The sequence below is a fragment of the Streptomyces sp. NPDC030799 genome, assembly GCF_055572255.1.
In genome coordinates this window covers 93,228-117,829 of record NZ_JBVIDS010000006.1, presented here as the reverse complement: position 1 = coordinate 117,829, position 24,602 = coordinate 93,228, and the positions used below count along the sequence as shown (strand labels likewise).

Here is a 24,602-nt window from a genome sequence, read left to right as displayed (position 1 = left end):
TGGTGAGGAGTCGATCATCGAGCATCCGCTTCTCCTTGCGGCGCTCATGCGTCGTCGGCGTGAGGAGCGCGGTGAGTCGCTGATCCAGCACCCGCTCTTTCTCGCGGCGCTCATGCGCCGTCGGCGTGAGGAGGGTGGTGAGGAGTCGATCATCGAGCATCCGCTTCTCCTTGCGGCGCTCATGCGTCGTCGGCGTGAGGAGCGCGGTGAGTCGCTGATCCAGCACCCGCTCCTCCTCGCGGCGCTCATGCGCCGCTGACAGGGAACAACGACACTCTGCCCCCCGATCCCGGCAGCCGCCGGCATCGGGGGGCAGGCCCCGTACGGCAACCGAAGACCTGAGGAAACACAATGGCAGCTGAGTCCGGCGACAAATCGGAACGGGACCCCTTGGGGGCCTTCGTCGACGAGATCTTCGAGGAAATCGTGCGCGATGCCGGAATCCCCCACACTGGCACCGGTGTCAAGCACGGAAAGGACCCACTGGCGGGGGCCCTGATGGAAGCGGCCGTGGCGTTCCTTTCCCAGCCGCCGTCCCGTTCCTCGGAACTGGAACGGGTGCTGCTCGCGCAGACCCTCGCGACCGCACTGGCAGAATCTCTCGCGCCCGCTCTGGCAGATGTGCTGGCCTCGGAGATCATGAAGGTGCTGAACCACCACGCGGCCTCCCGGAGCGGCGGCACCCACGAAACCGTCGGCGGCTCCGGCCCCGGCCACCGCTCTTCCGGCGGGGCCGGGCGGTAACGGCCTTGTGACGTCGACCCTGAGGTCGGCGGAGCGGCTTGGACTGGAGCGGCTTGGACTGGAGCGCCTTCGGGCTGGAGTGGCTTCGGGCTGGAGTGGCTTTGGACTGGAGCGGCTTCGCCACGAATGATCATGGCCCCGTAAGCTTCCGGCGCGTCGGGCACTCGGTGGACCTGCCCGGTAAAGCACGACGCCGGGGCCATGATCTTCGAGGAGCGCAACTCACGTTCTTGAACTAGCCCGCCAAGCTGCGGCGCCCGGACCAACCTGTCGCGACGCCATTCAGCCCGCGCAGTGACGTGACCGAGGGAAGCCGGCAGGACGAGCCACCAAGCCGAGCGAACGGCGCCGCACGCACCCAGTCGCCGGTTCCCAGAGCTCCACCCACGACTGTCGACACCGGAGGGGGAAACAGCGCGGCGAAGTGCGGCGCTCCTGCCAAGGCGGAAGGGCGATGTCCATGGCGGGTGGTGACCGACACGTTCCGGTGCCCGGTTCATCAGGGACCGTGCCCTGCGTACGGTGCGACCCAGCGCATGAGAAGGGAAACCGGCATCTACGGGTGACCCCAACAGCGCCGGACACGACACCCGTACCCGGCCGTCACGCCCGCCCCAACCACCGGCTGACGCGGCCATGAAATCCAGGGCTTGCTTGGGCTACTTGTTCTCCCACCGAGGCCCCGTGCTCTCACGACCTCCGGTACGTCACGGCTGTCGCACCGATGCAGCGCGACCAAGCCGATCACGAGAAGGAACGCGGTGTAGTCGAGCCGGCCAACAAACAGGCTTCGCAGTGCCCAACCCTCCGGCTCGACCTACACGGGACACGCTGCTGCGAAGTAGGCGAGCCTCCAGAATCTCCGCGGCGGACGCACAAGTCAGGGAAGTTCTCTGCGGCGTTCGGGGGCAGCAAGGAACCGCGTGCGAGCGGGAGCCGCAGACCACAGCTCAGGCAGGTCAGCATCGACCTGCATGTGCGATCTTCCGGCTGGTGCAGTAGAGCGATGGAACAACCCTCGTCACGACCACGGGCGCCGACGTGTGTGGCCCATGCGCTTCTCACACGCGATCAGTGGGCAACAGCAAGAAGAACGGGAGACAGTGAGACGAGCTCCCGCTCTTTCGTTTCGGCATCCACCTTGGCCAGCGCCTCATTACTGCTGACCCTAGGCGAGGCGGGCGTGGCTAGCTGGTGCCCCTCGATGCGAATTTGCGGCAGACCGGTTGTAGAGGTCTCCCGGGGAGGTCGCGCGGCCGTGTGCGTTCTCTCAGTTCTGTGCTTGGCCGCAGTGGTTGCTGTACTTCGCTGCTGTACTACACAGCACCTACGGTTCGAGCCCTTGCCCAGTTCGGCGCAGGCCTCGGTCTCATGCGGCGACGCGATCCGTATCCGGGACGGCGGCTGGCCGTGGCACTTGGTACGCGACCGGAACCGTCCGCCACCGTCCACCAGAAGGTGAGGCACCAGGTTCGTTCGGGCGGCCCACCGCTGGGCGGTGGCGGGTGAGATCTGGACGCGTTCCGCGGCCCGGCGCAGCGGCCAGCCGCAGCCGCTCGGACTTGGCCAGGGGTGCATTACGGTGGGGCAGGAGGGCCTTTCGGCTGGTATAGGCGTCGCAATCCACACCGAACCGGAAGGCCCTCACCCGTTCAAGATCCCTCAGCCGAGACCTGACTCGGCGCGTGAGTCGACATTCCACCGCGTGAAGCGGAGGCCGTCGCCACATCAGGAAGACCGCCATGCAGGGTGACCAGCTCTAACGAATACCCCAAAAACGATCATCGGGGGTTGAATGCCAAGGGCAGTCAGCCGCCGCCCGGACTATCCGCAGATCCGGGTCAGTTGTCGTTGAGGAAAGTGTGGTCAGATTGGTGCGCGCAGGGCGCATCAGGGTTGTTGCATGTATAGACGTTGACATGGAATGTCTCGTTCTCCGGAAGGTTGTGGTAACCCACCCCGTCCGAAGCCCGCGCGGTGGCGCATGATCCATTGCCTCCGGACGTTGTGATCACGTAATACGTACCGGTGGACTGGTAGACCCATGCGTTGGCGTTGTATCCGTCCGCGGCCGTGTCGCAGACCTCGACGACGTCGCCGTACTCTTCGACGTAGACCGTGCCGCCGTAAGGAGAGGCGTCCGTTGTGTGCCATGTGTGGTCCCAGGTGCCGCCGGGGGGATCCACCGTCGCTGATGCGGGGGTCGCGGTGGCGAGCGATCCTCCGGTGACGAGGCAAACAGCTACGGCAAAGGCCGCAGTTTTTCCACGCACTTGACTTCCTCCCTGTGCTCGCTCGGACAGCCCGGCGAGTGCTGGGACTATACAGCGCACGAACGATTGTTCACCCGCTTCAGGTTGTAGATCGCGGTGCTCGCTGCGGACAACAGCTTGGTGGAAGCGGCATCGTCAGAACGAGTGCAGACCGTGACGGATCCGCCGCTCACTTGTGCCTGACGGTTCATCAGGGCCAGCAGACGGACGATCTAGAAGGCGGTCAGGCTGATCGGGATGAGTCCACCAAGGACGGTGGGGTCACTCCGGTCCCTCTGTGTGGCGCGCATCGGCCTGCGCGCCGCGGCGACCTCGCGGGCGAGTGTGAGGGCTAGCGCGGGATCCAGCGCCCGAACCCGGACAAGTACGTCATTTAGCACGTTCGAACCTGGCGAAGGTACCGGGCTCCGCTGAGCGGGGACGAATGCGGACGGTACTCCTGTTGTCTGGGATGGCGCTTCCTTCACAGTGGTGAACTCTCACTGTCGCTCGGTAGACATGGCTAACTATTGCCACATTCAATCAGCCCGTCGTCACTCAAGTGGACGAATCCATAAGCGATCAGACGGCTCGTTACTTTGGGGGGCGGTGGCCTGCCCGGTCTGGGGTCGAGCATGATCAGGGGGCCGTACGCTGGCTGGCAACTCGGGCAGGCTTTGGACCTGCCCGCAATGTGCACGAGTGGCCCCCTGGTCTTGCTCGACACGGGACCCGGACCGGGGAGGTGGCTAAAGCCGTGTAGCCGACCGGCCCCAGCCACAGTGGGGTTTCTCCCTGTCTTGGCCGCGCCTGCAGTCCGACAGGCTGCCTGGTGCGGGATCAGCGGGCCGTATGAACGTTCGCGCATCTGGCAGCGTCGGCCCGCATGCCACCGCCACCACGATCCGGCCTCTTGCGGGAACACAAAGCGTCTTTGACCTGCCCGGTTGGGAATCACCGTTGGTCCCCGTGCCCGTGTTGAAATGTGGCCGCCGCGCTTGGCGCGGCCCTCGGGTCCTGATCCGACCTACTGGCTGTAGGCAACCGGGTGGAAAGGGTGCACGGTGGCCTCGGAGTCGGGGCGTTGGGGTCGAGCTGCTGTAGCGTCTTTCCCTTCCTGAGGCCGGATCGTGGTGGCGGTGGCGTGGGGGCCGGCCGCGGCCGTTGATGCGCTTGGGCGGAGTGTGCGGTGGTCGGGTTGGCGATGATCCAAGACCGCCAATGACCGCCGGACGAGCGAGCGCAGCGAGCCTTGAACCCGTAGAGAAAGTTGTTACTCAGGCTTCGTCGTGATGCTGTCTTGTCTCGGTGGATGCTTGACGTTGTGGCTTTACCTGATGCTTGACACCGCTTGCCTTGGCTTGGCTGTGCGCGTCTGATCCGCCAGCCGGGAGGGCCGGGGCCGTGCTGGTGGAGTTGAGCGTGGTCGAGCAGCGGCATCAGGCGGTCCCTGACGCCGCGGGCTCAAGGGCTGCATGACAAGCCACTCGGTACGGGTGGGAACGAGTCCTGAGAGGAAGTCCGGGCCTCGTGGCGGTTTACCAGCGCGTGCGGACGGGGCTTCGCAGAATGGACCGTTGTGAGAGGGCACACGAGGTCCCGCGCTGGCTCTCCTGCCCCTGGGGGCCGAGGATGCTCGTATGAAGGTGCCGATCGGTCGCCCGAGTCTGCGGCCCTACCTGGCTTACCAGCAGCGCGCTGCAACCCACCGTGAGGGGCTGATCGCTCACTTCTTGGGCACCAGCTCAGTGCTGCTGTCGGACGGACGGACCTCGGTTCTCAGCGACGGGTTCATCACCCGCCCGAGGATGCTGCGAGTGGGAGTGGGCAAGATCGCCCCGGACCGCTCGCTGGTCCGTGCCGCCATCGAGCGGCTGCGGGCCGACACCCTCGCCGCCGTGGTGTGCGCGCATTCCCACTACGATCACGCCCTCGACGCACCGGTGTGGGCGCTGGAGACCGGCGCCGAACTGGTCGGGTCAGAGTCCACCGCCAACATCGGACGCGGCCTGGGGGTCCCCGAGTCGTCCTTGCGGGTGGTCGGCGACGGCGACACCGTCACCTACGGCAGCTTCACGCTGACCTTCCTGGACTCCGTGCACAGCCCAGGCGACCACTACCCAGGCACCGTTGACCGGCCCTTGGTGCCGCCGGCCCGCGTCGGTGCCTGGAAGACCGGCACCGCCTACTCCGTGCTCGTCACCCACCCCCATGGCCGCGTGCTACTGCAAGCCAGTGCCAACTACCGGCCCGGCGCGCTTCGTGGTCACCATGTCGACGTCATCTACCTGGGCGTCGGCATGCTGGGCAAACAGCCCGCCGAGTTCCTCCACGCCTACTGGGACGAGGTCGTGGTCGAGACCGGGGCCAAGCGGGTCATCTTGGTGCACTGGGACGACTTTTTCTTCGGCCTGGACCGGCCACTGCGTCCCATGTCCTACCTGTTCGACGACCTTGACACCACCATGCGCAGGCTGCTGTCCCTGGCTCGCCGTGACGGCGTCGACGTCGTCCTGCCCGTCTCCTGGCAACCCGGCGCGCCCCTCACCGGTCTCGCGTGAACTCGGCTCAACACTGGAAGGCCGCCGTTGACCAACAGACGGTTCTTGAAGATCAGTTCTGGGCCGTCCCTGGCTTGTGCGAGGCTGACCAACGGCGACTGCCAGCGACAGACGAGCCACAGTCGCGCCGACGAATCCCCGAGTCACACCCCCGCAATGGGTTTCCGCTCAGGGGACAGCCGTCGGGCAAGACGGGGGTGTTTTTGCCGACCGGGACGCTGAGTGCTCGCCCACCTGCAACAACGCCACGGCGAAAGAGTTGCCGATCCCCCCGACGGCTCCATCGAAGGTATGGGTTCCACGCGCGCGTTCCGGCCGAGAGTTGCTGATGTTCGTGAACCAGTGCGGCTTGTAGCCCAGCAGACGCACGATTCGATTAGCCGCTCCGTGAACATGGGCACGATCACGGCGCGCTGTAACCCGGAACGCAAGATCCTTATCGCATGCCTGCCAGCCAGAGGCATGCACATTCCCACCGGACCCCGCCCCGTACATCAGGGACGCACAGCAACCGGGCCCAGCCAGCAAGGTCCGCTCAGGAGGGTTGCGCGACCGCGGTGAACCGGGTCTGCATGGAGCTACGAATCAGAGGCCCCATGCTTGACCTGTGCCAGGCGGGCAGTCACGAGGAAGGGTGGTGGCCGGCAGGCGTGCGGCCCAGACGCTCCTCACACGCGATCAGTGCGCAACAACGAGAAAGAGCGGGAGACAGTGAGACTGTCTCCCGCTCTTTCATGTCGGCATCCGCCCTGGTCAGCGCTTGATTTTTGCTGATCCTCGGCGAGTGCCCCCGGCAGGATTCGAACCTGCGCACACGGCTCCGGAGGCCGTTGCTCTATCCCCTGAGCTACGGGGGCGTGTCGGTTGCGGAGCTGTTCGCTCGCGGCGACGGGTAGAACACTAGCAGGTCCGGAGGGGTGATCAGGAATCTGTTTGCCGGGGTGGGGTGGGGCGGGTCACCTGTAGGGGGTGGAAGTGGGGAAAACCCGGACGCGGTGGCCGGTCCGGACCTACTCTCGACTTGTGCCAGGCGCCTCGGGTCGGGTGCTTGTTGTGGACGACAACAAGGTCATCCGGCAGCTGATCAGGGTCAACCTCGAACTGGAAGGGCTCGAGGTCGTGACCGCGGCCGATGGTGCCGAGTGCCTGGACGTGGTGCATCAGGTGCGGCCCGATGTCGTGACGCTCGACGTCGTCATGCCCCGGCTGGACGGACTGCGCACCGCCGCCCGCCTCCGTGCCGATCCCCGTACCCATCACCTGCCCCTTGCCATCATCAGCGCGTGCACCCAGTACGAGGTCGACACCGGTCTCGACGTCGGCGTGGACGCCTTCCTCGCCAAGCCCTTCGAGCCCGCCGAGCTCGTACGGCTCGTCAAGCAGCTCCTTGAGCGCGGCAGCGGGGGAGACGGGCGTGGAGGGGACGGAGGTCACCGGGGTGGGGGCGGTGACGGGGACAGCGACAGTGACGGGGATGGGGATGGGGCCGGCGAAGGGGGCGGCGAGGACGACGTTGCCAACGGTTTCTCCGGCGGGGTTTCCGATGGGGTCGCCGATGGTGTGACCGGTGGGATCTCGTACGGCGGTTAGGTAAGCGGCTGCGGTTGCTGCGGCGGTTGGATGGCTCGGGGGCTCGGCTGTCCGCCGTATGCGCAGTGCGTGCTGAGGCAGAAGTCGCCGTCTGCCGGCCGTCCCACAGTGAGAACCGCCTCGCCTACCCACCCCCTCCCTCCCCTACGCTTGTCCCGTGACCCCCGTCGAGCTGTCCCGCACCGTGCTGCGCGCGGTGCGTTGTGCTGTCGATGACGGGGAGCTGAGTGTGGCCCTGCCCGAGAGGGTCGTGGTGACCGAGCCCGGGCCCGGAGGGTGTGGGGACTTCGCCACCAACGTCGCGCTGCAGCTCGCCCGGCCGGCCGGGCAGCCGCCGCTGCGGGTCGCCGAGATGCTGCGGTCCCGGCTCGTCGGCGCCGACGGCATCCGGGACGTCGTCGTCACCGGGCCGGGCTTTCTCAACATCAGCCTCGACGCGCAGGCCGACCCCCTCACCGGGCTGGTCCGGGAGATCCGGGCCCGTGGTGCCGCCTACGGGCACAGTGACGCCCTCGCCGGGCAGGTGGTCGCGCTGCGGGTGCCGTACGAGGTGCGGGCCGAGGTCGTCGCCGACGCCGTCGTACGGATCGTCGGTACGCAGGGCGGGCGGGCCACCGTCGAGCACGGGGAGCCCGTCAATCTGCGGCCTGTGCCTGCCCCGGAGGACCCCGCTCCGCTCGGTGCCGACGCCGCCCGGTGGGCTCTGCTCCATCCCGCGCCGCACGACCGGCCGCGGATCACCGCCGACCATCTCGTCCAGCGGGAGAGCAATCCGCTGTTCCTGGTGCGGTACGCCCACGCCCGGATCCGGTCCCTCAGCCGCAACGCCGCCCGCCTGGGCTTCACCGCCGAACCCGGCCCCTTGGGGGACACCGGTCCCGGTCCCCTGAGCGCCGGTGATCCCGGTCGCGTGGGCCCCGCCGGTCATGGTCACGTGGGCGTCGCCGATCCCCGTCCCCTGAGCGCCGCCGGTCCCGGTCCTGGTCCCGGTCCGGTGAGCCAATTCGGCCCTGGTCCCGTGGGCCAAGTCGGTCCCGGTCCCGTCGGCGGTGTGCGGGCCCTGGCCGCATCCAGCACGCAGGGTCTTGTCACCCCCGACACCGGCATCCGGAGCCTTGTCACCTCCGGCACCCCCGACGTCGTCACCACCGACACCGGGAGCCTTGTCACCTCCAGCACCCAGCGCGCCGCCACCCCCAGCCCCGACACCCACGGCCCTTTCACCTCCAGTCCCCAATCTCTTACCGCCCCCAGCACCACCCCCACCCCCCACCACCTCCTAACCCCCCTAGCCGACCACCCCCGCATCCTCACCGCGGCCGCCACCCACCGCGCCCCGGACCGGCTTGCCCGGCATCTCGTCACCCTCGCTGATGCCGTGCTGCCCTTCCTGCCCTGCGTGCTTCCCTGCGGCGAGGAGAAACCCTCGGCCGCCCACCGTGCCCGGCTCGCCCTCGCCGAAGCCGTCGGGACGGTGCTGGCCGGCGGCCTGTCCCTGCTCGGCATCGACGCACCCGAACACCTCTGAGGGCGCCAGAGCAGATGCGCCCCGGAGAGAGACAGAGAGTCTGAGAGCCACGTCATGAGCCGTTCCGCCCACCCCGCCGGGCCCCGTCACGCCGACGTCCTGCCCGAGGGGCACTACTCCGCGCCGCCCGCCGACCTCAACGCCCTGGACCAGAAGGTCTGGGCGCAGACCGTCGCGCGCGACGCCGACGGGGTCGTCACCGTCGGCGGCGTCGACGTCACCCGGCTCGCCGAGTTGTACGGCACGCCCGCCTACATCCTCGACGAGGCCGATTTCCGGGCACGCGCGCGTGCGTGGCGTACCGCTTTCGGCACCGACGCCGACGTGTTCTACGCCGGGAAGGCGTTCCTGTCCCGTGCCGTCGTGCGGTGGCTGCACGAGGAGGGGCTCAACCTGGATGTGTGCTCGGGCGGGGAGCTGGCCACCGCCCTGTCCGCCGGGATGCCCGCCGAGCGCATCGCCTTCCACGGCAACAACAAGTCCCCCGAGGAGATCCGCCGCGCCGTAGAGGCCGGTGTCGGGCGGATCGTGCTCGACTCCTTCCAGGAGATCGTGCGGGTCGCCCACATCGCGCAGTCGCTGGGCAAGCGGCAGAAGGTCCAGATTCGGATCACCGTGGGCGTCGAGGCGCATACGCACGAGTTCATCGCCACCGCCCATGAGGACCAGAAGTTCGGGATTCCGCTGGCCGGCGGGCAGGCGGCGGAAGCCGTGCGGCGGGCGCTGCAGCTCGACGGGCTCGAACTGATCGGGATCCACTCCCACATCGGGTCGCAGATCTTCGACATGTCGGGTTTCGAAGTCGCCGCCCACCGTGTCGTCGGGCTGCTCAAGGACATCCGGGACGAGCACGGGGTCGAGCTGCCCGAGATCGATCTCGGCGGTGGGCTCGGGATCGCCTACACCAGTGCCGACGATCCGCGTGAACCGCACGAGATCGCCAAGGCGCTGACGGAGATCGTCAGCCGCGAGTGCGACGCCGCCAGGCTGCGGACGCCCCGGATCTCCGTCGAGCCCGGGCGTGCCATCGTCGGTCCGACCGCCTTCACGCTCTACGAGGTCGGCACCGTCAAGCCGCTGGACGGGCTGCGGACGTATGTGTCGGTCGACGGTGGTATGTCCGACAACATCCGGACCGCGCTGTACGACGCCGAGTACAGCGTCGCCCTCGTCTCGCGCACCAGCGACGCCGAGCCGATGCTGGCGCGTGTCGTGGGCAAGCACTGCGAGAGCGGGGACATCGTGGTCAAGGACGCGTTCCTGCCCGCCGACCTGGCGCCGGGCGACCTGATCGCCGTACCGGCCACGGGCGCGTACTGCAGGTCCATGGCCAGCAACTACAACCATGTGCTCCGGCCGCCCGTCGTCGCCGTGAAGGACGGCGAGGCCCGGGTGATCGTCCGGCGTGAGACGGAGGAGGACCTCCTGCGTCTCGACGTCGGGTAACCCCCTGTGCAGGCCGGAAGATCTACGGTCTCCCGGTCCCGTACAAATGAAATAGATGTCTCACGATCCGGACGAAGGGTAGAAACTCCCGTCCGGTGAGTGAGACTGGTCCAACCGTAGACGGTATGAGGAAACGAGGTCGGATGATGCGTACGCGTCCGCTGAAGGTGGCGCTGCTGGGCTGTGGAGTGGTCGGCTCAGAGGTGGCGCGCATCATGACGACGCACGCCGACGACCTCGCCGCCAGGATCGGCGCCCCGGTGGAGCTCGCCGGGGTCGCCGTACGACGGCCCTCCAAGGTCCGTGAGGGCATCCCCGCGGAACTCGTCACCACCGACGCCACCGCTCTGGTCAAACGCGGCGACATCGACGTGGTGGTCGAGGTCATCGGCGGGATCGAGCCCGCCCGGACCCTCATCACCACCGCCTTCGAGCACGGCGCCTCCGTCGTCTCCGCCAACAAGGCCCTGCTCGCCCAGGACGGTGCCGCCCTGCACGCCGCGGCGGAGGACCACGGCAAGGACCTGTACTACGAGGCCGCCGTCGCCGGTGCCATCCCGCTGATCCGCCCGCTGCGCGAGTCCCTCGCCGGGGACAAGGTCAACCGGGTGCTGGGCATCGTCAACGGCACCACCAACTTCATCCTCGACAAGATGGACAACACCGGGGCCGGCTATCAGGAGGCCCTCGACGAGGCCACCGCGCTCGGGTACGCGGAAGCCGACCCGACCGCCGACGTCGAGGGCTTCGACGCCGCCGCCAAGGCCGCCATCCTCGCCGGGATCGCCTTCCACACGCGCGTGCGCCTCGACGACGTCTACCGCGAGGGCATGACCGAGGTCACCGCCGCCGACTTCCGCTCGGCGAAGGAGATGGGCTGCACCATCAAGCTGCTCGCCATCTGCGAGCGGGCCGCGGACGGCGGCTCCGTCACCGCGCGCGTGCACCCCGCGATGATTCCGCTGACCCACCCGCTCGCCTCCGTGCGCGGCGCGTACAACGCCGTGTTCGTGGAGTCGGACGCCGCCGGTCAGCTGATGTTCTACGGCCCCGGCGCCGGCGGTTCCCCGACCGCCTCCGCCGTGCTCGGCGACCTCGTCGCCGTGTGCCGCAACCGGCTCAACGGCGCAACGGGGCCCGGTGAGTCGGCGTACGCCGCCCTGCCCGTCTCGCCCATGGGCGAGGTCGTCACGCGCTACCACATCAGCCTCGACGTCGCGGACAAACCGGGTGTTCTCGCCCAGGTCGCGACCGTGTTCGCCGAGCACGGGGTGTCGATCGATACGGTGCGCCAGCAGGGCAAGGACGGCGAGGCCTCCCTCGTCGTCGTCACCCACCGCGCGTCCGACGCCTCCCTCACCGGGACCGTCGAGGCGCTGCGCAAGCTCGACACCGTGCGGGGTGTCGCCAGCATCATGCGGGTTGAAGGAGAGTAACCAGCAATGACTCACCAGTGGCGCGGAATCATCGAGGAGTACCGGGACCGGCTGCCGGTATCCGACACCACGCCGGTCGTGACGCTCCGCGAGGGCGGCACGCCCCTCGTGCCCGCGCAGGTGCTCTCCGAGCGCACGGGCTGTGAGGTCCACCTGAAGGTGGAGGGGGCCAACCCCACCGGTTCCTTCAAGGACCGCGGTATGACCATGGCCATCAGCAAGGCCAAGGAGGAGGGGGCGAAGGCGGTCATCTGCGCCTCCACCGGCAACACCTCCGCCTCCGCCGCCGCCTACGCCGTGCGGGCCGGTATGGTTTCGGCCGTTCTCGTGCCGCAGGGCAAGATCGCCCTCGGCAAGATGGGCCAGGCCCTCGTGCACGGCGCGAAGATCCTCCAGGTCGACGGAAACTTCGACGACTGTCTCACGCTCGCCCGCTCGCTGAGTGAGAACTACCCGGTGGCGCTGGTCAATTCGGTCAACCCGGTGCGGATCGAGGGCCAGAAGACGGCCGCCTTCGAGATCGTGGACATGCTCGGTGACGCGCCCGACATCCACGTCCTCCCGGTCGGCAACGCGGGCAACATCACCGCCTACTGGAAGGGCTACAAGGAGTACGCCGCCGACGGCATCGCCTCCCGGACGCCCCGGATGTGGGGCTTCCAGGCCTCCGGCAGCGCCCCGATCGTGCGCGGCGAGGTCGTCAAGGACCCCTCGACCATCGCCACCGCCATCCGCATCGGCAACCCCGCCTCCTGGCAGTACGCGCTGCAGGCCCGCGACGAGTCCGGTGGCGCCATCGACGAGGTGACGGACCGTGAAATCCTGCGCGCCTACCGCCTGTTGGCCGCGCAGGAGGGCGTCTTCGTGGAGCCCGCCTCGGCCGCCTCGGTGGCCGGTCTGCTGAAGGCCGCCGAGCAGGGCAGGGTCGACCCGGGCCAGCGGATCGTGTGCACGGTCACCGGCAACGGTCTGAAGGACCCCGACTGGGCCGTCGCCGGCGCCCCGCAGCCGGTCACCGTCCCGGTCGACGCGGCCGCCGCCGCCGAGCGCCTCGGCCTCGGCCTCGGCTGAGCGCCCGGCGACCCGGGTTTTCCCTGACAGGGTGCACAGGGGGCTTACGACACGCATCGTGCGCCTCCTGTGCGCCCTATGTCGCCACAGAACCTTCCTTCGATAGGCTGTACTGAACCCGCCCGTTGCATATGCCCTCGCATCGGGGCAGCGCCGCGCCGTCTGCGCGGCCCGAGGGTCTCCCCGTACGTCATCGAATGTCTTCGACAGTCACGCAGCTCAAGGAGAGTCAACGAGCGATGGCCGGTCCAGCGTTCCGCGCCGCCGCCGTCCGGGTGCGCGTTCCCGCCACCAGCGCCAATCTCGGCCCGGGCTTCGACGCCCTCGGCCTCGCGCTGGGGCTCTACGACGACGTGGTCGTCCGGGTGGCCGACTCCGGGCTGCACATCGACATCGCGGGGGAGGGCAGCGAGACCCTTCCGCGTGACGAGTCTCACCTTCTCGTACGCTCCCTGCGCACCGCCTTCGACCTGCTGGGCGGGCAGCCCCGGGGGCTGGAGATCGTCTGCGCCAACCGCATTCCGCACGGCCGGGGCCTCGGCTCCTCCTCCGCCGCCATCTGCGCCGGCATCGTCGCCGCCCGCGCCGTGACCATAGGCGGCGAGGCCCGCCTGGACGACGCGGCGCTGCTGGAACTGGCCACCGAGATCGAGGGTCACCCGGACAACGTGGCCGCGTGTCTGCTCGGCGGCTTCACCCTGTCCTGGATGGAGTCCGGCGCCGCCCGGGCCATCAGGATGGAGCCGAACGATTCCATCGTTCCGGTGGTTTTCGTGCCCGGAAAGCCGGTCCTGACCGAGACCGCCCGCGGCCTGCTGCCGCGCACCGTGCCGCACGTCGACGCCGCCGTCAACGCGGGCCGTGCCGCCCTGCTCGTCGAGGCCCTCACCCGGCGCCCCGAGCTGCTGCTGCCCGCCACCGAGGACCGCCTCCACCAGGAGTACCGCGCCCCGGCCATGCCGGAGAGCGCCGCGCTGGTGGAGCGGCTGCGCGCCGAGGGCGTCCCGGCCGTCATCTCGGGCGCCGGGCCCACCGTCATGGCCCTTGCCGACGCCGGTACCGCCGACAAGGTGGAGACCCTGGCCGGCCCCGACTGGGCCGCCAACCGGCTGAGCCTGGACCTGCAGGGAGCGAGCGTGCTGCCGCTTGCGACCTGACACACGGTTGCCGGATTTGGAGAGGGGGAATGTTTGTTGGATCCGGTAGTGTTAATCTCAAGTCTGCACCCGACCCCACCATGGCGAGGTGCCTCGTGTCCCAGTCCGGGACAGACATTCTTCCGGGAGCCTCCCGGGCCACTCCGTGTTCCGTGCGCCGTACCTGGGCAGTACGTCGTATGCGGACACTGAGCGGGCCGCCGGGCACGCTCCGGAATCGGTGCTACCACGCCACGTGACACTGGGTGCCACGGCTCGCGGAAGCGCCAATCACCGCACATTTCCTCCGCCGCTTTGGCGGACCACCGCCCCGGCACGGTTCACGGAAGACAGGACCGTAGTCGGACAGCACAACCGGTCGCCGAGCCAGACAGGCCGACGTCCGCTCCAGGGAAGGACCCTTCGTGAGCGACACCACCGATCTGATGGGCGCACGTGTCGAGGAGACCGCTGCCGCGCCCGCCACGGACGCCTCCGCGCCTGCCACCGGTGCCGGCTCCCGGCGGCGCCGCGGTACCGGCCTCGAGGGCATGGTGCTGGCCGAGCTGCAGCAGGTCGCCTCGGGCCTCGGCATCAGGGGCACCGCGCGGATGCGCAAGAGCCAGCTGATCGAGGTCATCAAGGAGGCGCAGGCCGCAGGGGGCGCCGCCCCCAAGGCCGAGGCCGCCACCGAGACCAAGCCCAAGCGCCGCGCCACCTCCAAGGCCCGTACGGGTGAGGCCGCCGACGGCGAGAAGAAGGCCGAGGCCCCCGCCGAGAAGGCCGTGGCCCAGCAGCAGATCGAGATCCCCGGCCAGCCGGCCTCCGACGACGCCCCGACCGAGCGCCGTCGCCGCCGTGCCACCGCCGAGGCGGGCAGCCCGGCCGCGAGCAGCGCCGAGACCGTTGCCGCCGAGGCGAAGGCCGAGGCCAAGACCGAGGCGTCCGTGCAGCAGCCGCAGCAGGGCGAGGCCAAGGGCGACACCGGTGACGGCGAGGGCCGTGGCCGCCGCGACCGCCGTGAGCGCGGCCGTGACCGCGACCGCCGCAACAAGGGCGACGACCAGCAGGGCGGCCAGCAGCGTCAGCAGCAGGGCCAGCAGCAGGGCGGCGGCCGTCAGGACCGCCAGCAGGACGACGACGACTTCGAGGGCGGCCGCCGTGGCCGTCGCGGGCGCTACCGCGACCGCCGTGGCCGCCGTGGCCGCGACGACATCGCCGAGCCGCAGCTCGCCGAGGACGACGTCCTGATCCCGGTCGCGGGCATCCTGGACATCCTCGACAACTACGCCTTCATCCGGACCTCCGGCTACCTTCCGGGCCCGAACGACGTGTACGTCTCCCTCGCCCAGGTCCGCAAGAACGGCCTGCGCAAGGGTGACCACGTCACCGGTGCGGTCCGCCAGCCGAAGGAGGGCGAGCGCCGCGAGAAGTTCAACGCGCTGGTCCGTCTGGACTCCGTCAACGGCATGGCGCCCGAACACGGCCGTGGCCGCCCGGAGTTCAACAAGCTGACCCCGCTGTACCCGCAGGACCGCCTCCGCCTGGAGACGGACCCGGGCGTGCTCACCACCCGCATCATCGACCTGGTCTCGCCGATCGGTAAGGGCCAGCGCGGTCTGATCGTGGCCCCGCCGAAGACCGGCAAGACCATGATCATGCAGGCGATCGCCAACGCGATCACGCACAACAACCCCGAGTGCCACCTGATGGTCGTCCTCGTCGACGAGCGTCCGGAAGAGGTCACCGACATGCAGCGGTCGGTCAAGGGCGAGGTCATCTCCTCGACCTTCGACCGCCCCGCCGAGGACCACACCACGGTCGCCGAGCTCGCCATCGAGCGCGCCAAGCGACTGGTCGAGCTGGGCCACGACGTCGTCGTGCTGCTGGACTCCATCACCCGCCTGGGCCGTGCCTACAACCTGGCGGCTCCGGCCTCCGGCCGCATCCTGTCCGGTGGTGTCGACTCGACCGCGCTGTACCCGCCGAAGCGGTTCTTCGGTGCGGCGCGGAACATCGAGGACGGCGGTTCGCTGACCATCCTCGCCACCGCCCTGGTGGACACCGGGTCCCGCATGGACGAGGTGATCTTCGAGGAGTTCAAGGGCACGGGCAACATGGAGCTCAAGCTCGACCGCAAGCTCGCCGACAAGCGCATCTTCCCGGCGGTGGACGTGGACGCGTCCGGTACCCGTAAGGAAGAGATCCTGCTCGGCAACGAGGAGCTGTCCATCGTCTGGAAGCTGCGCCGGGTGCTGCACGCGCTCGACCAGCAGCAGGCGATCGAGCTGCTGCTCGACAAGATGAAGCAGACCAAGTCGAACGTCGAGTTCCTGATGCAGATTCAGAAGACGACGCCGGCTCCGGGCAACGGAGACTGAGAGCAAGCGAGTCCAGGGGCCGCCTCCCGTCCATCAGTGACGGGGGGCGGCCTTTTGGCGCTGAGAGGTACGGGACGCATCAGGCGCCCCACCAGACTCACACCTCTCCCGTGGGGGGAACTCCCTTGCTCAAGCCCCTGCCCAGGCGGCACAGACGCCGTATGCGCGTCGGTCTGCCCCTCGGTGCCGCCGCTGTCGCCGCCGCCGTCACAGCCGCGCTGATGACGGCCTCCGCCGGAGCCGCCACCGCGTTGCCGAAGCCGAGCGGCAGCCCCGTCGTCAGCCAGCCGTCCCAGGCCACTCTGGAGAAGCGGATCGCGGGCGCCGAGGCCACCGACTCGCCGGCCGCGAGCGGCAGCAGCCCGTCGGCCATGTCGCCGGGGATCGTCGGTGGCAACGAGACCACCATCTCCTCGGCGCCCTGGATGGCCCAGCTCTGGTACTTCGACGACAAGGGCACCACCGACACCAGCGACGACGTCGGCTTCTTCTGCGGCGGCTCGGTCGTGGCGCCGACGAAGATCCTCACCGCGGCCCACTGCGTCAAGGGCTACAGCTGGAGCAAGTACGGCACCGTCGTCACCGGCACCGACCAGCTGCCCACCACCGACGCCGGCGGCGGCACGGACCTGCACGGCGGCCAGGCCACCGGCGTCCTGCGGCAGTGGAACCACCCGTCGTACAGCGCGACGACCATCGACAACGACATCGCCGTCCTCACCCTGGACGTCCCGGTCAGCGCCACGCCCATCCGGATGACCACCTCCGGCGACACAGCGTCCTACACCGGCGGCACCAGCGCCACGGTCTACGGCTGGGGCCGCACCAGCTCCACCAGCGACGACATCTCCCAGACGCTGAAGACCGACACGCTGACCCTGCACGCCGACAGCACCTGCAGCGGGGTCTACGGCAGTGACTTCATCGCGGGGCACATGGTCTGCGCGGGCACGCAGTCCGGCAGCGACACCGGTACCCAGGCGACCTGCAACGGCGACTCCGGCGGGCCGCTCGTGGTGGGCGGCCGCATCGTGGGTGTCGTCTCCTGGGGCGTGAAGGACTGCGTGGAGAAGGACTACTACAGCGTCTTCTCCAAGGTCTCCACGTACGTCGGCGCGGCCTACCCGCAGATCGACGACACCAACCTCAGCAACACCGACGGCAAGGCCGACCTCTTCGTGCGCAGCTCCGCCACGAAGACCGGCTACGAGAAGGACTCCACCGGCAGCTCGTTCGGCGCCCGGATCTCCCTGGGCGACTGGAGCGGCGCCAACCTGGTCCTGCAGGCCGACCTCAACCGCGACGGCTACCAGGACTTCGTCTACCGGGTCGGTTCCACCGGTGATGTGTACTGGGACCACTTCGTCCTCAACAGTGCCCGCACTGACGGGTCCTGGGCCACGACGAAGATCTTCAGTGGCTGGGGGACGCGCCAGCGGATCGTCGTCCCGGGTGACCTCACCGGCGACTACAAGCCCGACGTGCTCTCCGTCGACTCCGGTGGCGCGATGTGGCTCTACCCGGGCAACGGCAACGGCACCTTCGGCTCCCGGGTCGAGGTCGGCACCGGCTGGGGCCAGTACAACTCGGTGCGCGGACACGGCGACCTCACCGGCGACGGCAAGGCCGACCTGCTCGCCCGCCAGTCCAGCACCGGCGACCTGTACCTGTACAAGGGCACCGGAAAGTCCGGCTCGGGCGCCTTCTCCGCCCGGATCAAGGTGCGCAGCGCCTGGACCGGCTACAACGCCTTCGACGCGGTCGGCGACGTGAGCGGCGACGGCAGGGCCGACTTCCTGGCCCGCGGCTCGGACGGCACCCTGTACCTGTACAAGGGGACCGGAAAGGCCACAAGCGAGATCTTTGCCACAAGGATCTCGGTCGGCACCGGCTTCCAGGCGTACGACATCTGGGGCTGAAGCCGCAGGTGAGCGCCGTACGCCCGGACTGAACGCATACGCACCGTGCCCATCGCCGTACGCGATGGGCACGGTGCGTTGTGCAACTCTTTCCCGAGTTTCTCCGTCTGACCCAGCGGGGCGACGATGGAGCGGTACTGACCGCGCCTGACCCTGACAGCAGGGGGTAACCGACCGACGAGACCTAGGAGCGATGTTGTCCGCCCAGAGCACGCCGGAGCCCGTCATATCCGAGCCGGGCGAGACCGGTCCACGCCCGCGAGGCAAGGGCCGACGCCGCAAGGCCCGCAGCACGCGCCGCAAGGCCCTGCTCGCCACGGCCTGGACGGCTGCCGGTGTGGTGGTGCTGGGCGGTGTGGGCGCCGGGTACCTGTACTTCAAGCTCAACGGCAACATCAAGAGCGTCGACATCGACCAGGCACTCGGCAACGACCGCCCCTCGAAGGTCGACAACGGCTCCGAGAACATCCTGGTCCTCGGCTCGGACACCCGCTCGGGATCCAACAAGAAGCTCGGCGGCGGCACCGACGACGGCAGCGCCCGCTCCGACACGGCGATGATCGTCCACGTCTACGAGGGCCACAAGAAGGCCGCCGTGGTCTCCGTCCCGCGCGACACCCTGATCGACCGGCCCCGCTGCACCGACACCAAGGGCACCACGCACCCGGCCGCGTCCGGCTCGATGTTCAACGAGGCCTACGGCACCGGCGGCGCGGCCTGCGCGGTGAAGACCGTCGAGTCGATCACCGGCATCCGCATGGACCACTACCTGGAGGTCGACTTCGCGGGCTTCCAGAAGCTCATCGACGACCTCGGCGGCGTCCCGGTCACCACGACGAAGAGCATCGACGACCGGCAGAGCCACCTGAACCTGCCGGCCGGCACCCACACCCTGAGCGGGCAGCAGGCCCTCGGCCTGGTCCGCACCCGGCACGGCGTCGGCGACGGCTCCGACCTGGGCCGCATCCAGCTCCAGCAGGCCTTCGTCAAGGCGCTGCTCAACCAGGTCAAGCACGTCGGCGTCTTCACCAGCCCCAAGAGGCTGTACGACCTCGCCGACACCGCCACCAAGACCGTCACCACCGACTCCGACCTCGGCTCGGTCAACTCCCTGATCGACTTCGCGGACGGCCTCAAGGGCATCGGCCCGAAGCACATGACCATGATCACCATGCCGGTCCGGTACGACCCGGCGAACCCCAACCGCGTGCTCATGGCGAAGCAGCAGGCCCAGCAGGTGTGGAACGCCCTGAAGAACGACCGCCCGATCCCGAAGTCGGCCACGAAGGGCACGGCCACGGGTGAGGCCAAGGGCGTGGTGAGTGGCTGAGGGCCGGGCCGACACCCTCCCGGAACAAGACCCGGAACGAAGACCCGGAATAAAGAACAGTGGCCCCCGGTTTTGGGGGATGGCCCCAGTCCTGGCAGACTGGTACGTCGGCCCCGGTTCACGCTGCCGCAGGCCCGCTGCAGCGACCCGGCGCCCTCCCGAAACCTAGGAGACACCTTGAAGCGCGACATCCACCCCGCGTACGTCGAGACGCAGGTCAGCTGCACCTGCGGCGCGTCGTTCACCACCCGCAGCACCATCGAGTCCGGCACCATCCGGGCCGAGGTCTGCTCCGAGTGCCACCCGTTCTACACGGGCAAGCAGAAGATCCTCGACACCGGTGGCCGTGTGGCCCGCTTCGAGGCCCGCTTCGGCAAGGCTGCCGCCGGCTCCAAGAAGTAGCGAGCCCCAATTCGCCGGTCCACGGCCGTACGCCCCACCGAGGCGTGCGCCGGGACCGGCGTTTTTGGTCGCCCGCCAGCCCTCCCCCCGCAGTATCAGGAGCCCAAGATGTTCGAGGCCGTCGACGAACTCGTCGCCGAGCACGCCGATCTGGAGAAGAAGCTCGCCGACCCGTCGGTCCACGCCGACCAGGCGAACGCGCGCAAGCTGAACAAGCGCTACGCCGAGCTGACCCCGATCGTCGCCACGTACCGCTCCTGGAAGCAGACCGGCGACGACATCGAGACCGCGCGCGAGCTGGCCGCCGACGACCCCGACTTCGCGGCCGAGGTCAAGGACCTGGAGAAGCAGCGCGAGGAACTGACCGAGAAGCTGCGCTTCCTGCTGATCCCGCGCGACCCCAGCGACGACAAGGACGTCATCCTGGAGATCAAGGCGGGCGCGGGCGGCGACGAGTCGGCGCTGTTCGCCGGTGACCTGCTGCGCATGTACCTGCGCTACGCCGAGCGCGTCGGCTGGAAGACCGAGGTCATCGACGCCACCGAGTCCGAGCTGGGCGGCTACAAGGACGTCCAGGTCGCGGTGAAGGCCCGCGGACAGCTCGAACCCGGCCAGGGCGTGTGGGCGCGGCTGAAGTACGAGGGCGGTGTGCACCGCGTGCAGCGTGTGCCGGCCACCGAGTCCCAGGGCCGTATCCACACCTCCGCCGCCGGTGTCCTCGTGACCCCCGAGGCGGAGGAGGTCGACGTGGAGATCAACCCGAACGACCTGCGGATCGACGTCTACCGGTCCTCCGGCCCGGGCGGCCAGTCCGTCAACACCACCGACTCCGCGGTGCGCATCACGCACCTGCCGACCGGGGTCGTCGCCTCCTGCCAGAACGAGAAGAGCCAGCTGCAGAACAAGGAGCAGGCTCTGCGTATCCTGCGCTCCAGGCTGCTCGCCATGGCGCAGGAGGAAGCCGAGCGGGAGGCCGCCGACGCCCGCCGCAGCCAGGTCCGCACGGTCGACCGCTCCGAGAAGATCCGCACCTACAACTTCCCGGAGAACCGCATCTCGGACCACCGTGTCGGCTTCAAGGCGTACAACCTGGACCAGGTCCTGGACGGCGACCTCGACGCGGTCATCCAGGCCTGCGTCGACGCCGACTCGGCGGCGAAGCTCGCCGCCGCGTAAGACACGTACGCACGTACGAGCGCAAGTACGAGTACGACACGGAGGACTCGCGTGAACCTGCTGCTCGCGGAGGTGGCCCAGGCCACCCAGCGGCTGGCCGACGCCGGCGTGCCCTCGCCGCGCACCGACGCGGAGGAGCTCGCCGCGTTCGTGCACGGCGTGAAGCGCGGCGAACTGCACTCCGTGAAGGACGCGGACTTCGACGCCCGGTACTGGGAGGTCATCGCCCGGCGTGAACAGCGCGAGCCGCTGCAGCACATCACCGGGCGGGCCTACTTCCGCTACCTGGAGCTGCAGGTCGGGCCGGGCGTCTTCGTGCCCCGGCCGGAGACCGAGTCCGTGGTCGGCTGGGCCATAGACGCCGTACGTGCCATGGACGTCGTCGAGCCGTGCATCGTCGACCTGTGCACCGGCTCGGGCGCCATCGCGCTGGCCCTCGCCCAGGAGGTCCCGCGCTCGCGCGTGCACGCCGTGGAGCTGTCCGAGGACGCCCTGGTGTGGACGCGGAAGAACGTGGCGGGGTCCAGGGTCGACCTGCGCCAGGGCGACGCCCTGACGGCCTTCCCCGACCTCGACGGACAGGTCGACCTGGTCATCTCCAACCCGCCGTACATCCCGCTCACCGAGTGGGAGTACGTCGCCCCCGAGGCCCGTGACTACGACCCGGAGCTGGCGTTGTTCTCGGGTGAGGACGGCCTCGACCTGATCCGGGGCCTGGAGCGCACGGCGCACCGCCTCCTCCGCCCCGGCGGCGTCGTCGTGATCGAGCACGCCGACACCCAGGGCGGCCAGGTGCCGTGGATCTTCACCGAGGAGCGGGGCTGGGCCGACGCGGCCGACCACCCCGACCTCAACAACCGCCCCCGGTTCGCGACCGCCCGCAAGGCGCTGCCGTGAGGACCCCGACTTTCATCCCGCAGTACGTGTACGAGGAGGCTCGCTAGACATGGCACGGCGATACGACACCAACGACGCGACCGACCGCGCGACGGGTCTGCGTGAGGCCGCGTCCGCCGTCCGCCGGGGCGAGCTGGTGGTGCTGCCGACCGACACGGTGTACGGCATCGGTGCCGACGCGTTCTCCTCGGAGGCGGTCGCCGACCTGCTCGCCGCCAAGGGCCGGGGCCGCAACATGCCCACCCCTGTCCTCATCGGCTCCCCGAACACCCTGCACGGCCTCGTCACGGACTTCTCCGAGCTGGCCTGGGAACTGGTCGATGCGTTCTGGCCGGGCGCCCTGACGCTGGTCGCCAAGCACCAGCCGTCCCTGCAGTGGGACCTCGGCGACACCCGCGGCACCGTGGCCGTCCGCATGCCCCTGCACCCCGTCGCGATCGAGCTGCTCACCGAGGTCGGCCCGATGGCCGTGTCCTCCGCCAACCTCACCGGCCACCCGGCGCCGGAGGACTGCGACGCCGCGCAGGAGATGCTCGGCGACTCCGTCTCCGTCTACCTGGACGGCGGCCCGACCCCCGGCAACGTCCCGTCCTCCATCGTCGATGTCACCGGCCGGGTGCCGGTGCTGCTGCGCGAGGGCGCGCTGTCGCCGGACGAGCTGCGAAAGGTCGTACCCGACCTCGAGGTGGCGAATTGACGGCCCCTGACGCGGGGCGTGGCATAGGCGTCGGGGAGCGTGCCGCGGAGATCACGACGACCTTCGTCGGGCTCCCGCGCGACACCTTCCGCATCCTCCACGTCAGCACCGGCAATGTGTGCCGCTCGCCCATCACCGAGCGGCTGACCCGGCATTTCGTCGCGCAGCGGCTCGGTGTGCTCGGCGGCGGGCTGATCGTGGAGAGCGCGGGCACCTGGGGTCATGAGGGCGCGCCGATGGAGGCCAACGCCGAGGCGGTGCTGGCCGAGTTCGGCGCGGACGCCTCCGGCTTCTTCGGCCGGGAACTGCTCGACGAGCATGTGATCAGGGCCGACCTGGTGCTGACGGCCACGCGGGACCACCGGGCGCAGGTGATCTCGATGGGGCACTCGGCGGGCCTGCGTACCTTCACGCTGAAGGAGTTCACCCGCCTGGTCCGTGCGATAGACCCGGCCACGCTGCCGCCGCTGGAGGACGGTGTGGTCCTGCGCGCCCGTGCGCTGGTGCGGGCGGCTGCTGCTCTACGCGGGTGGCTGCTTGCGCCCACGGCGGAGGCGGACGAGGTGTACGACCCGTACGGCGCCCCGCTCACCTTCTTCCGGTCGATCGGCGACGAGATACACCAGGCGCTGGACCCTGTGGTCACGGCGCTGACGGGGGTTCCGGCGCGGGCGTAGGGCCACGTGGCGCGCCAAGCGGCTGCATCACCGGGCGCCCCGCACGTCCCCGGCCTACATTGGGGATACGTCACCGTCGACCGCCCGGGAGCCCGCCATGTCGGTCACCCATACCCTTGAGACCGACGTCCTGCGGCGGCAGGACCCGGCGATGGCCGAGATCCTGCTCGCGGAACTCGACCGGCAATCGACCACCCTGCAGCTGATCGCGGCCGAGAACTTCTGCTCGCCGGCCGTGCTCGCCGCCCTCGGCTCGCCCCTCGCCAACAAGTACGCCGAGGGTTACCCCGGCGCCCGGTACCACGGTGGCTGCGAGCTCGTCGACGTGGCCGAACGCGCCGCCGTCGACCGGGCCAGGGAACTCTTCGGGGCCGACCACGCCAATGTGCAGCCCCACTCGGGCTCCTCGGCCGTCCTGGCCGCCTACGCCGCCCTGCTGCGCCCCGGAGACACCGTCCTCGCCCTGGGGCTGCCGTACGGCGGCCACCTCACCCATGGCTCGCCCGCGAACTTCTCCGGGCGCTGGTTCGACTTCGTCGGGTACGGGGTGGACGCCGAGACCGGGCTCGTCGACCACGACCAGGTGCGGCATCTGGCCCGCAACCACCGGCCCAAGGCGATCGTCTGCGGGTCCATCGCATACCCCCGGCACTTCGACTACGCCTTCTTCCGTGAGGTCGCCGACGAGGTCGGGGCCTACCTGATCGCGGACGCCGCGCATCCGATCGGGCTGGTCGCCGGGGGAGCGGCGCCGAACCCGGTGCCGTACGCCGACATCGTGTGCGCGACCACCCACAAGGTGCTGCGGGGCCCGCGCGGCGGGATGATCCTGTGCGGGAGCGAGCTGGCCGAGCGCGTCGACCGGGCCGTGTTCCCGTTCACCCAGGGCGGTGCGCAGATGCACACGATCGCCGCGAAGGCCGTTGCGTTCGGCGAGGCGGCAACCCCGGCGTTCGCCGCGTACGCCCATCAGGTGGTCGCCAATGCCCGGGTGCTGGCCGGTCATCTGGCCGCCGAGGGTCTCGCCGTCACCACCGGAGGCACGGACACCCATCTGATCACCGCCGATCCGGCCCCGCTAGGCGTGGACGGCCGGACGGCTCGCGGCCGGCTCGCCGCCGCCGGGATCGTCCTCGACTGCTGCGCGCTGCCGCACGGCGACGGGCGCGGGCTGAGGCTGGGCACGGCGGCGGTGACCACGCAGGGCATGGGCGAGCCGGAGATGGTGCGGATCGCGGCGCTGACGGCGGCCGTGCTGCGCGCGGAGACCGAGCCTGCCCCGGCCCGGGACGAGGTGCGCGCCCTCACCGCCGGTTTTCCGCCGTATCCCAGCTGAACGGGGGTAGGCGGGTCCCGTAC

Annotated in this window: 19 protein-coding genes and 1 tRNA gene; 17 read left to right on the top strand and 3 right to left on the bottom strand. The window is 69.5% G+C overall.

What is annotated here, in order from left to right; all coding sequences use genetic code 11:
• Nucleotides 1–226: hypothetical protein (locus ACZ41I_RS16660; protein WP_468514458.1), on the bottom strand; the 226-nt coding region annotated here is incomplete at its 3' end.
• Nucleotides 227–351: 125 nt separating this feature from the next.
• Between ACZ41I_RS16660 and ACZ41I_RS16655 the strand changes: the two genes are divergently transcribed.
• Entirely contained in the window at nucleotides 352–744 is a 393-nt protein-coding gene (locus ACZ41I_RS16655) for a hypothetical protein (protein WP_468514457.1), read from the top strand.
• Between the two features lie 1,841 nt (nucleotides 745–2,585).
• Here the strand turns inward: ACZ41I_RS16655 and ACZ41I_RS16650 are convergent.
• Nucleotides 2,586–3,017 carry a hypothetical protein gene (locus tag ACZ41I_RS16650; protein ID WP_399764581.1) on the bottom strand — a complete coding sequence of 144 codons (432 nt, stop codon included), beginning with the start codon at nucleotides 3,015–3,017 and terminating at the stop codon, nucleotides 2,586–2,588.
• 1,712 nt (nucleotides 3,018–4,729) lie between these two features.
• Between ACZ41I_RS16650 and ACZ41I_RS16645 the strand changes: the two genes are divergently transcribed.
• A complete protein-coding gene (locus ACZ41I_RS16645) occupies nucleotides 4,730–5,557 on the top strand; it encodes an MBL fold metallo-hydrolase (RefSeq protein WP_468514456.1) in 828 nt (275 codons plus the stop codon).
• 785 nt (nucleotides 5,558–6,342) lie between these two features.
• On the opposite strand, the gene ACZ41I_RS16640 is transcribed toward ACZ41I_RS16645, so the two are convergent.
• Nucleotides 6,343–6,414, bottom strand: a tRNA-Arg gene (locus ACZ41I_RS16640).
• Between the two features lie 166 nt (nucleotides 6,415–6,580).
• Here ACZ41I_RS16640 and ACZ41I_RS16635 point away from each other — a divergent pair.
• The 15 genes from ACZ41I_RS16635 to ACZ41I_RS16565 all read left to right on the top strand — a co-directional run bounded on the left by ACZ41I_RS16635 (nucleotide 6,581) and on the right by ACZ41I_RS16565 (nucleotide 24,579).
• A complete protein-coding gene (locus ACZ41I_RS16635; RefSeq protein WP_399764646.1) occupies nucleotides 6,581–7,147 on the top strand; it encodes a response regulator in 567 nt (188 codons plus the stop codon).
• A 157-nt stretch (nucleotides 7,148–7,304) separates the two neighbouring features.
• Nucleotides 7,305–8,675: an ArgS-related anticodon-binding protein NrtL gene (gene nrtL, locus ACZ41I_RS16630; protein ID WP_468514455.1), complete on the top strand. Its 1,371-nt coding sequence runs from the start codon at nucleotides 7,305–7,307 to the stop codon at nucleotides 8,673–8,675.
• A 54-nt stretch (nucleotides 8,676–8,729) separates the two neighbouring features.
• The gene (gene lysA / locus ACZ41I_RS16625; RefSeq protein WP_468514454.1) at nucleotides 8,730–10,121 is read left to right on the top strand and encodes a diaminopimelate decarboxylase; all 1,392 of its coding nucleotides are present in this window, start codon (nucleotides 8,730–8,732) and stop codon (nucleotides 10,119–10,121) included.
• Nucleotides 10,122–10,264: 143 nt separating this feature from the next.
• Entirely contained in the window at nucleotides 10,265–11,557 is a 1,293-nt protein-coding gene (locus ACZ41I_RS16620) for a homoserine dehydrogenase (RefSeq protein ID WP_468514453.1), read from the top strand.
• Nucleotides 11,558–11,563: 6 nt separating this feature from the next.
• Nucleotides 11,564–12,628, top strand: coding sequence for a threonine synthase (gene thrC, locus ACZ41I_RS16615; RefSeq protein ID WP_468514452.1), 1,065 nt, complete (start codon nucleotides 11,564–11,566; stop codon nucleotides 12,626–12,628).
• A gap of 239 nt (nucleotides 12,629–12,867) precedes the next feature.
• Nucleotides 12,868–13,785: a homoserine kinase gene (thrB, locus tag ACZ41I_RS16610; RefSeq protein WP_399764658.1), complete on the top strand. Its 918-nt coding sequence runs from the start codon at nucleotides 12,868–12,870 to the stop codon at nucleotides 13,783–13,785.
• A 404-nt stretch (nucleotides 13,786–14,189) separates the two neighbouring features.
• Entirely contained in the window at nucleotides 14,190–16,145 is a 1,956-nt protein-coding gene (gene rho, locus ACZ41I_RS16605) for a transcription termination factor Rho (protein WP_468514451.1), read from the top strand.
• 161 nt (nucleotides 16,146–16,306) lie between these two features.
• Nucleotides 16,307–18,064: a trypsin-like serine protease gene (locus ACZ41I_RS16600; protein ID WP_468514450.1), complete on the top strand. Its 1,758-nt coding sequence runs from the start codon at nucleotides 16,307–16,309 to the stop codon at nucleotides 18,062–18,064.
• A gap of 196 nt (nucleotides 18,065–18,260) precedes the next feature.
• Nucleotides 18,261–19,394, top strand: coding sequence for an LCP family protein (locus tag ACZ41I_RS16595; RefSeq protein ID WP_399764888.1), 1,134 nt, complete (start codon nucleotides 18,261–18,263; stop codon nucleotides 19,392–19,394).
• 177 nt (nucleotides 19,395–19,571) lie between these two features.
• The gene (gene rpmE / locus ACZ41I_RS16590) at nucleotides 19,572–19,796 is read left to right on the top strand and encodes a 50S ribosomal protein L31 (protein ID WP_014675000.1); all 225 of its coding nucleotides are present in this window, start codon (nucleotides 19,572–19,574) and stop codon (nucleotides 19,794–19,796) included.
• A 108-nt stretch (nucleotides 19,797–19,904) separates the two neighbouring features.
• Nucleotides 19,905–20,972 (top strand): peptide chain release factor 1, encoded by a 1,068-nt coding sequence (gene prfA / locus ACZ41I_RS16585; RefSeq protein ID WP_363214555.1) that lies wholly within the window; start codon nucleotides 19,905–19,907, stop codon nucleotides 20,970–20,972.
• A 51-nt stretch (nucleotides 20,973–21,023) separates the two neighbouring features.
• Nucleotides 21,024–21,869, top strand: a complete 846-nt coding sequence (prmC, locus tag ACZ41I_RS16580; RefSeq protein ID WP_351238021.1) for a peptide chain release factor N(5)-glutamine methyltransferase — start codon at nucleotides 21,024–21,026, stop codon at nucleotides 21,867–21,869.
• A gap of 49 nt (nucleotides 21,870–21,918) precedes the next feature.
• A complete protein-coding gene (locus ACZ41I_RS16575) occupies nucleotides 21,919–22,566 on the top strand; it encodes an L-threonylcarbamoyladenylate synthase (protein WP_363214556.1) in 648 nt (215 codons plus the stop codon).
• Nucleotides 22,563–23,243, top strand: a complete 681-nt coding sequence (locus tag ACZ41I_RS16570) for an arsenate reductase/protein-tyrosine-phosphatase family protein (RefSeq protein ID WP_363214557.1) — start codon at nucleotides 22,563–22,565, stop codon at nucleotides 23,241–23,243. Before ACZ41I_RS16575 ends, ACZ41I_RS16570 begins: the two co-directional genes overlap by 4 nt.
• A gap of 97 nt (nucleotides 23,244–23,340) precedes the next feature.
• The gene (locus ACZ41I_RS16565; RefSeq protein ID WP_363214558.1) at nucleotides 23,341–24,579 is read left to right on the top strand and encodes a serine hydroxymethyltransferase; all 1,239 of its coding nucleotides are present in this window, start codon (nucleotides 23,341–23,343) and stop codon (nucleotides 24,577–24,579) included.
• Nucleotides 24,580–24,602: the final 23 nt, after the last annotated feature.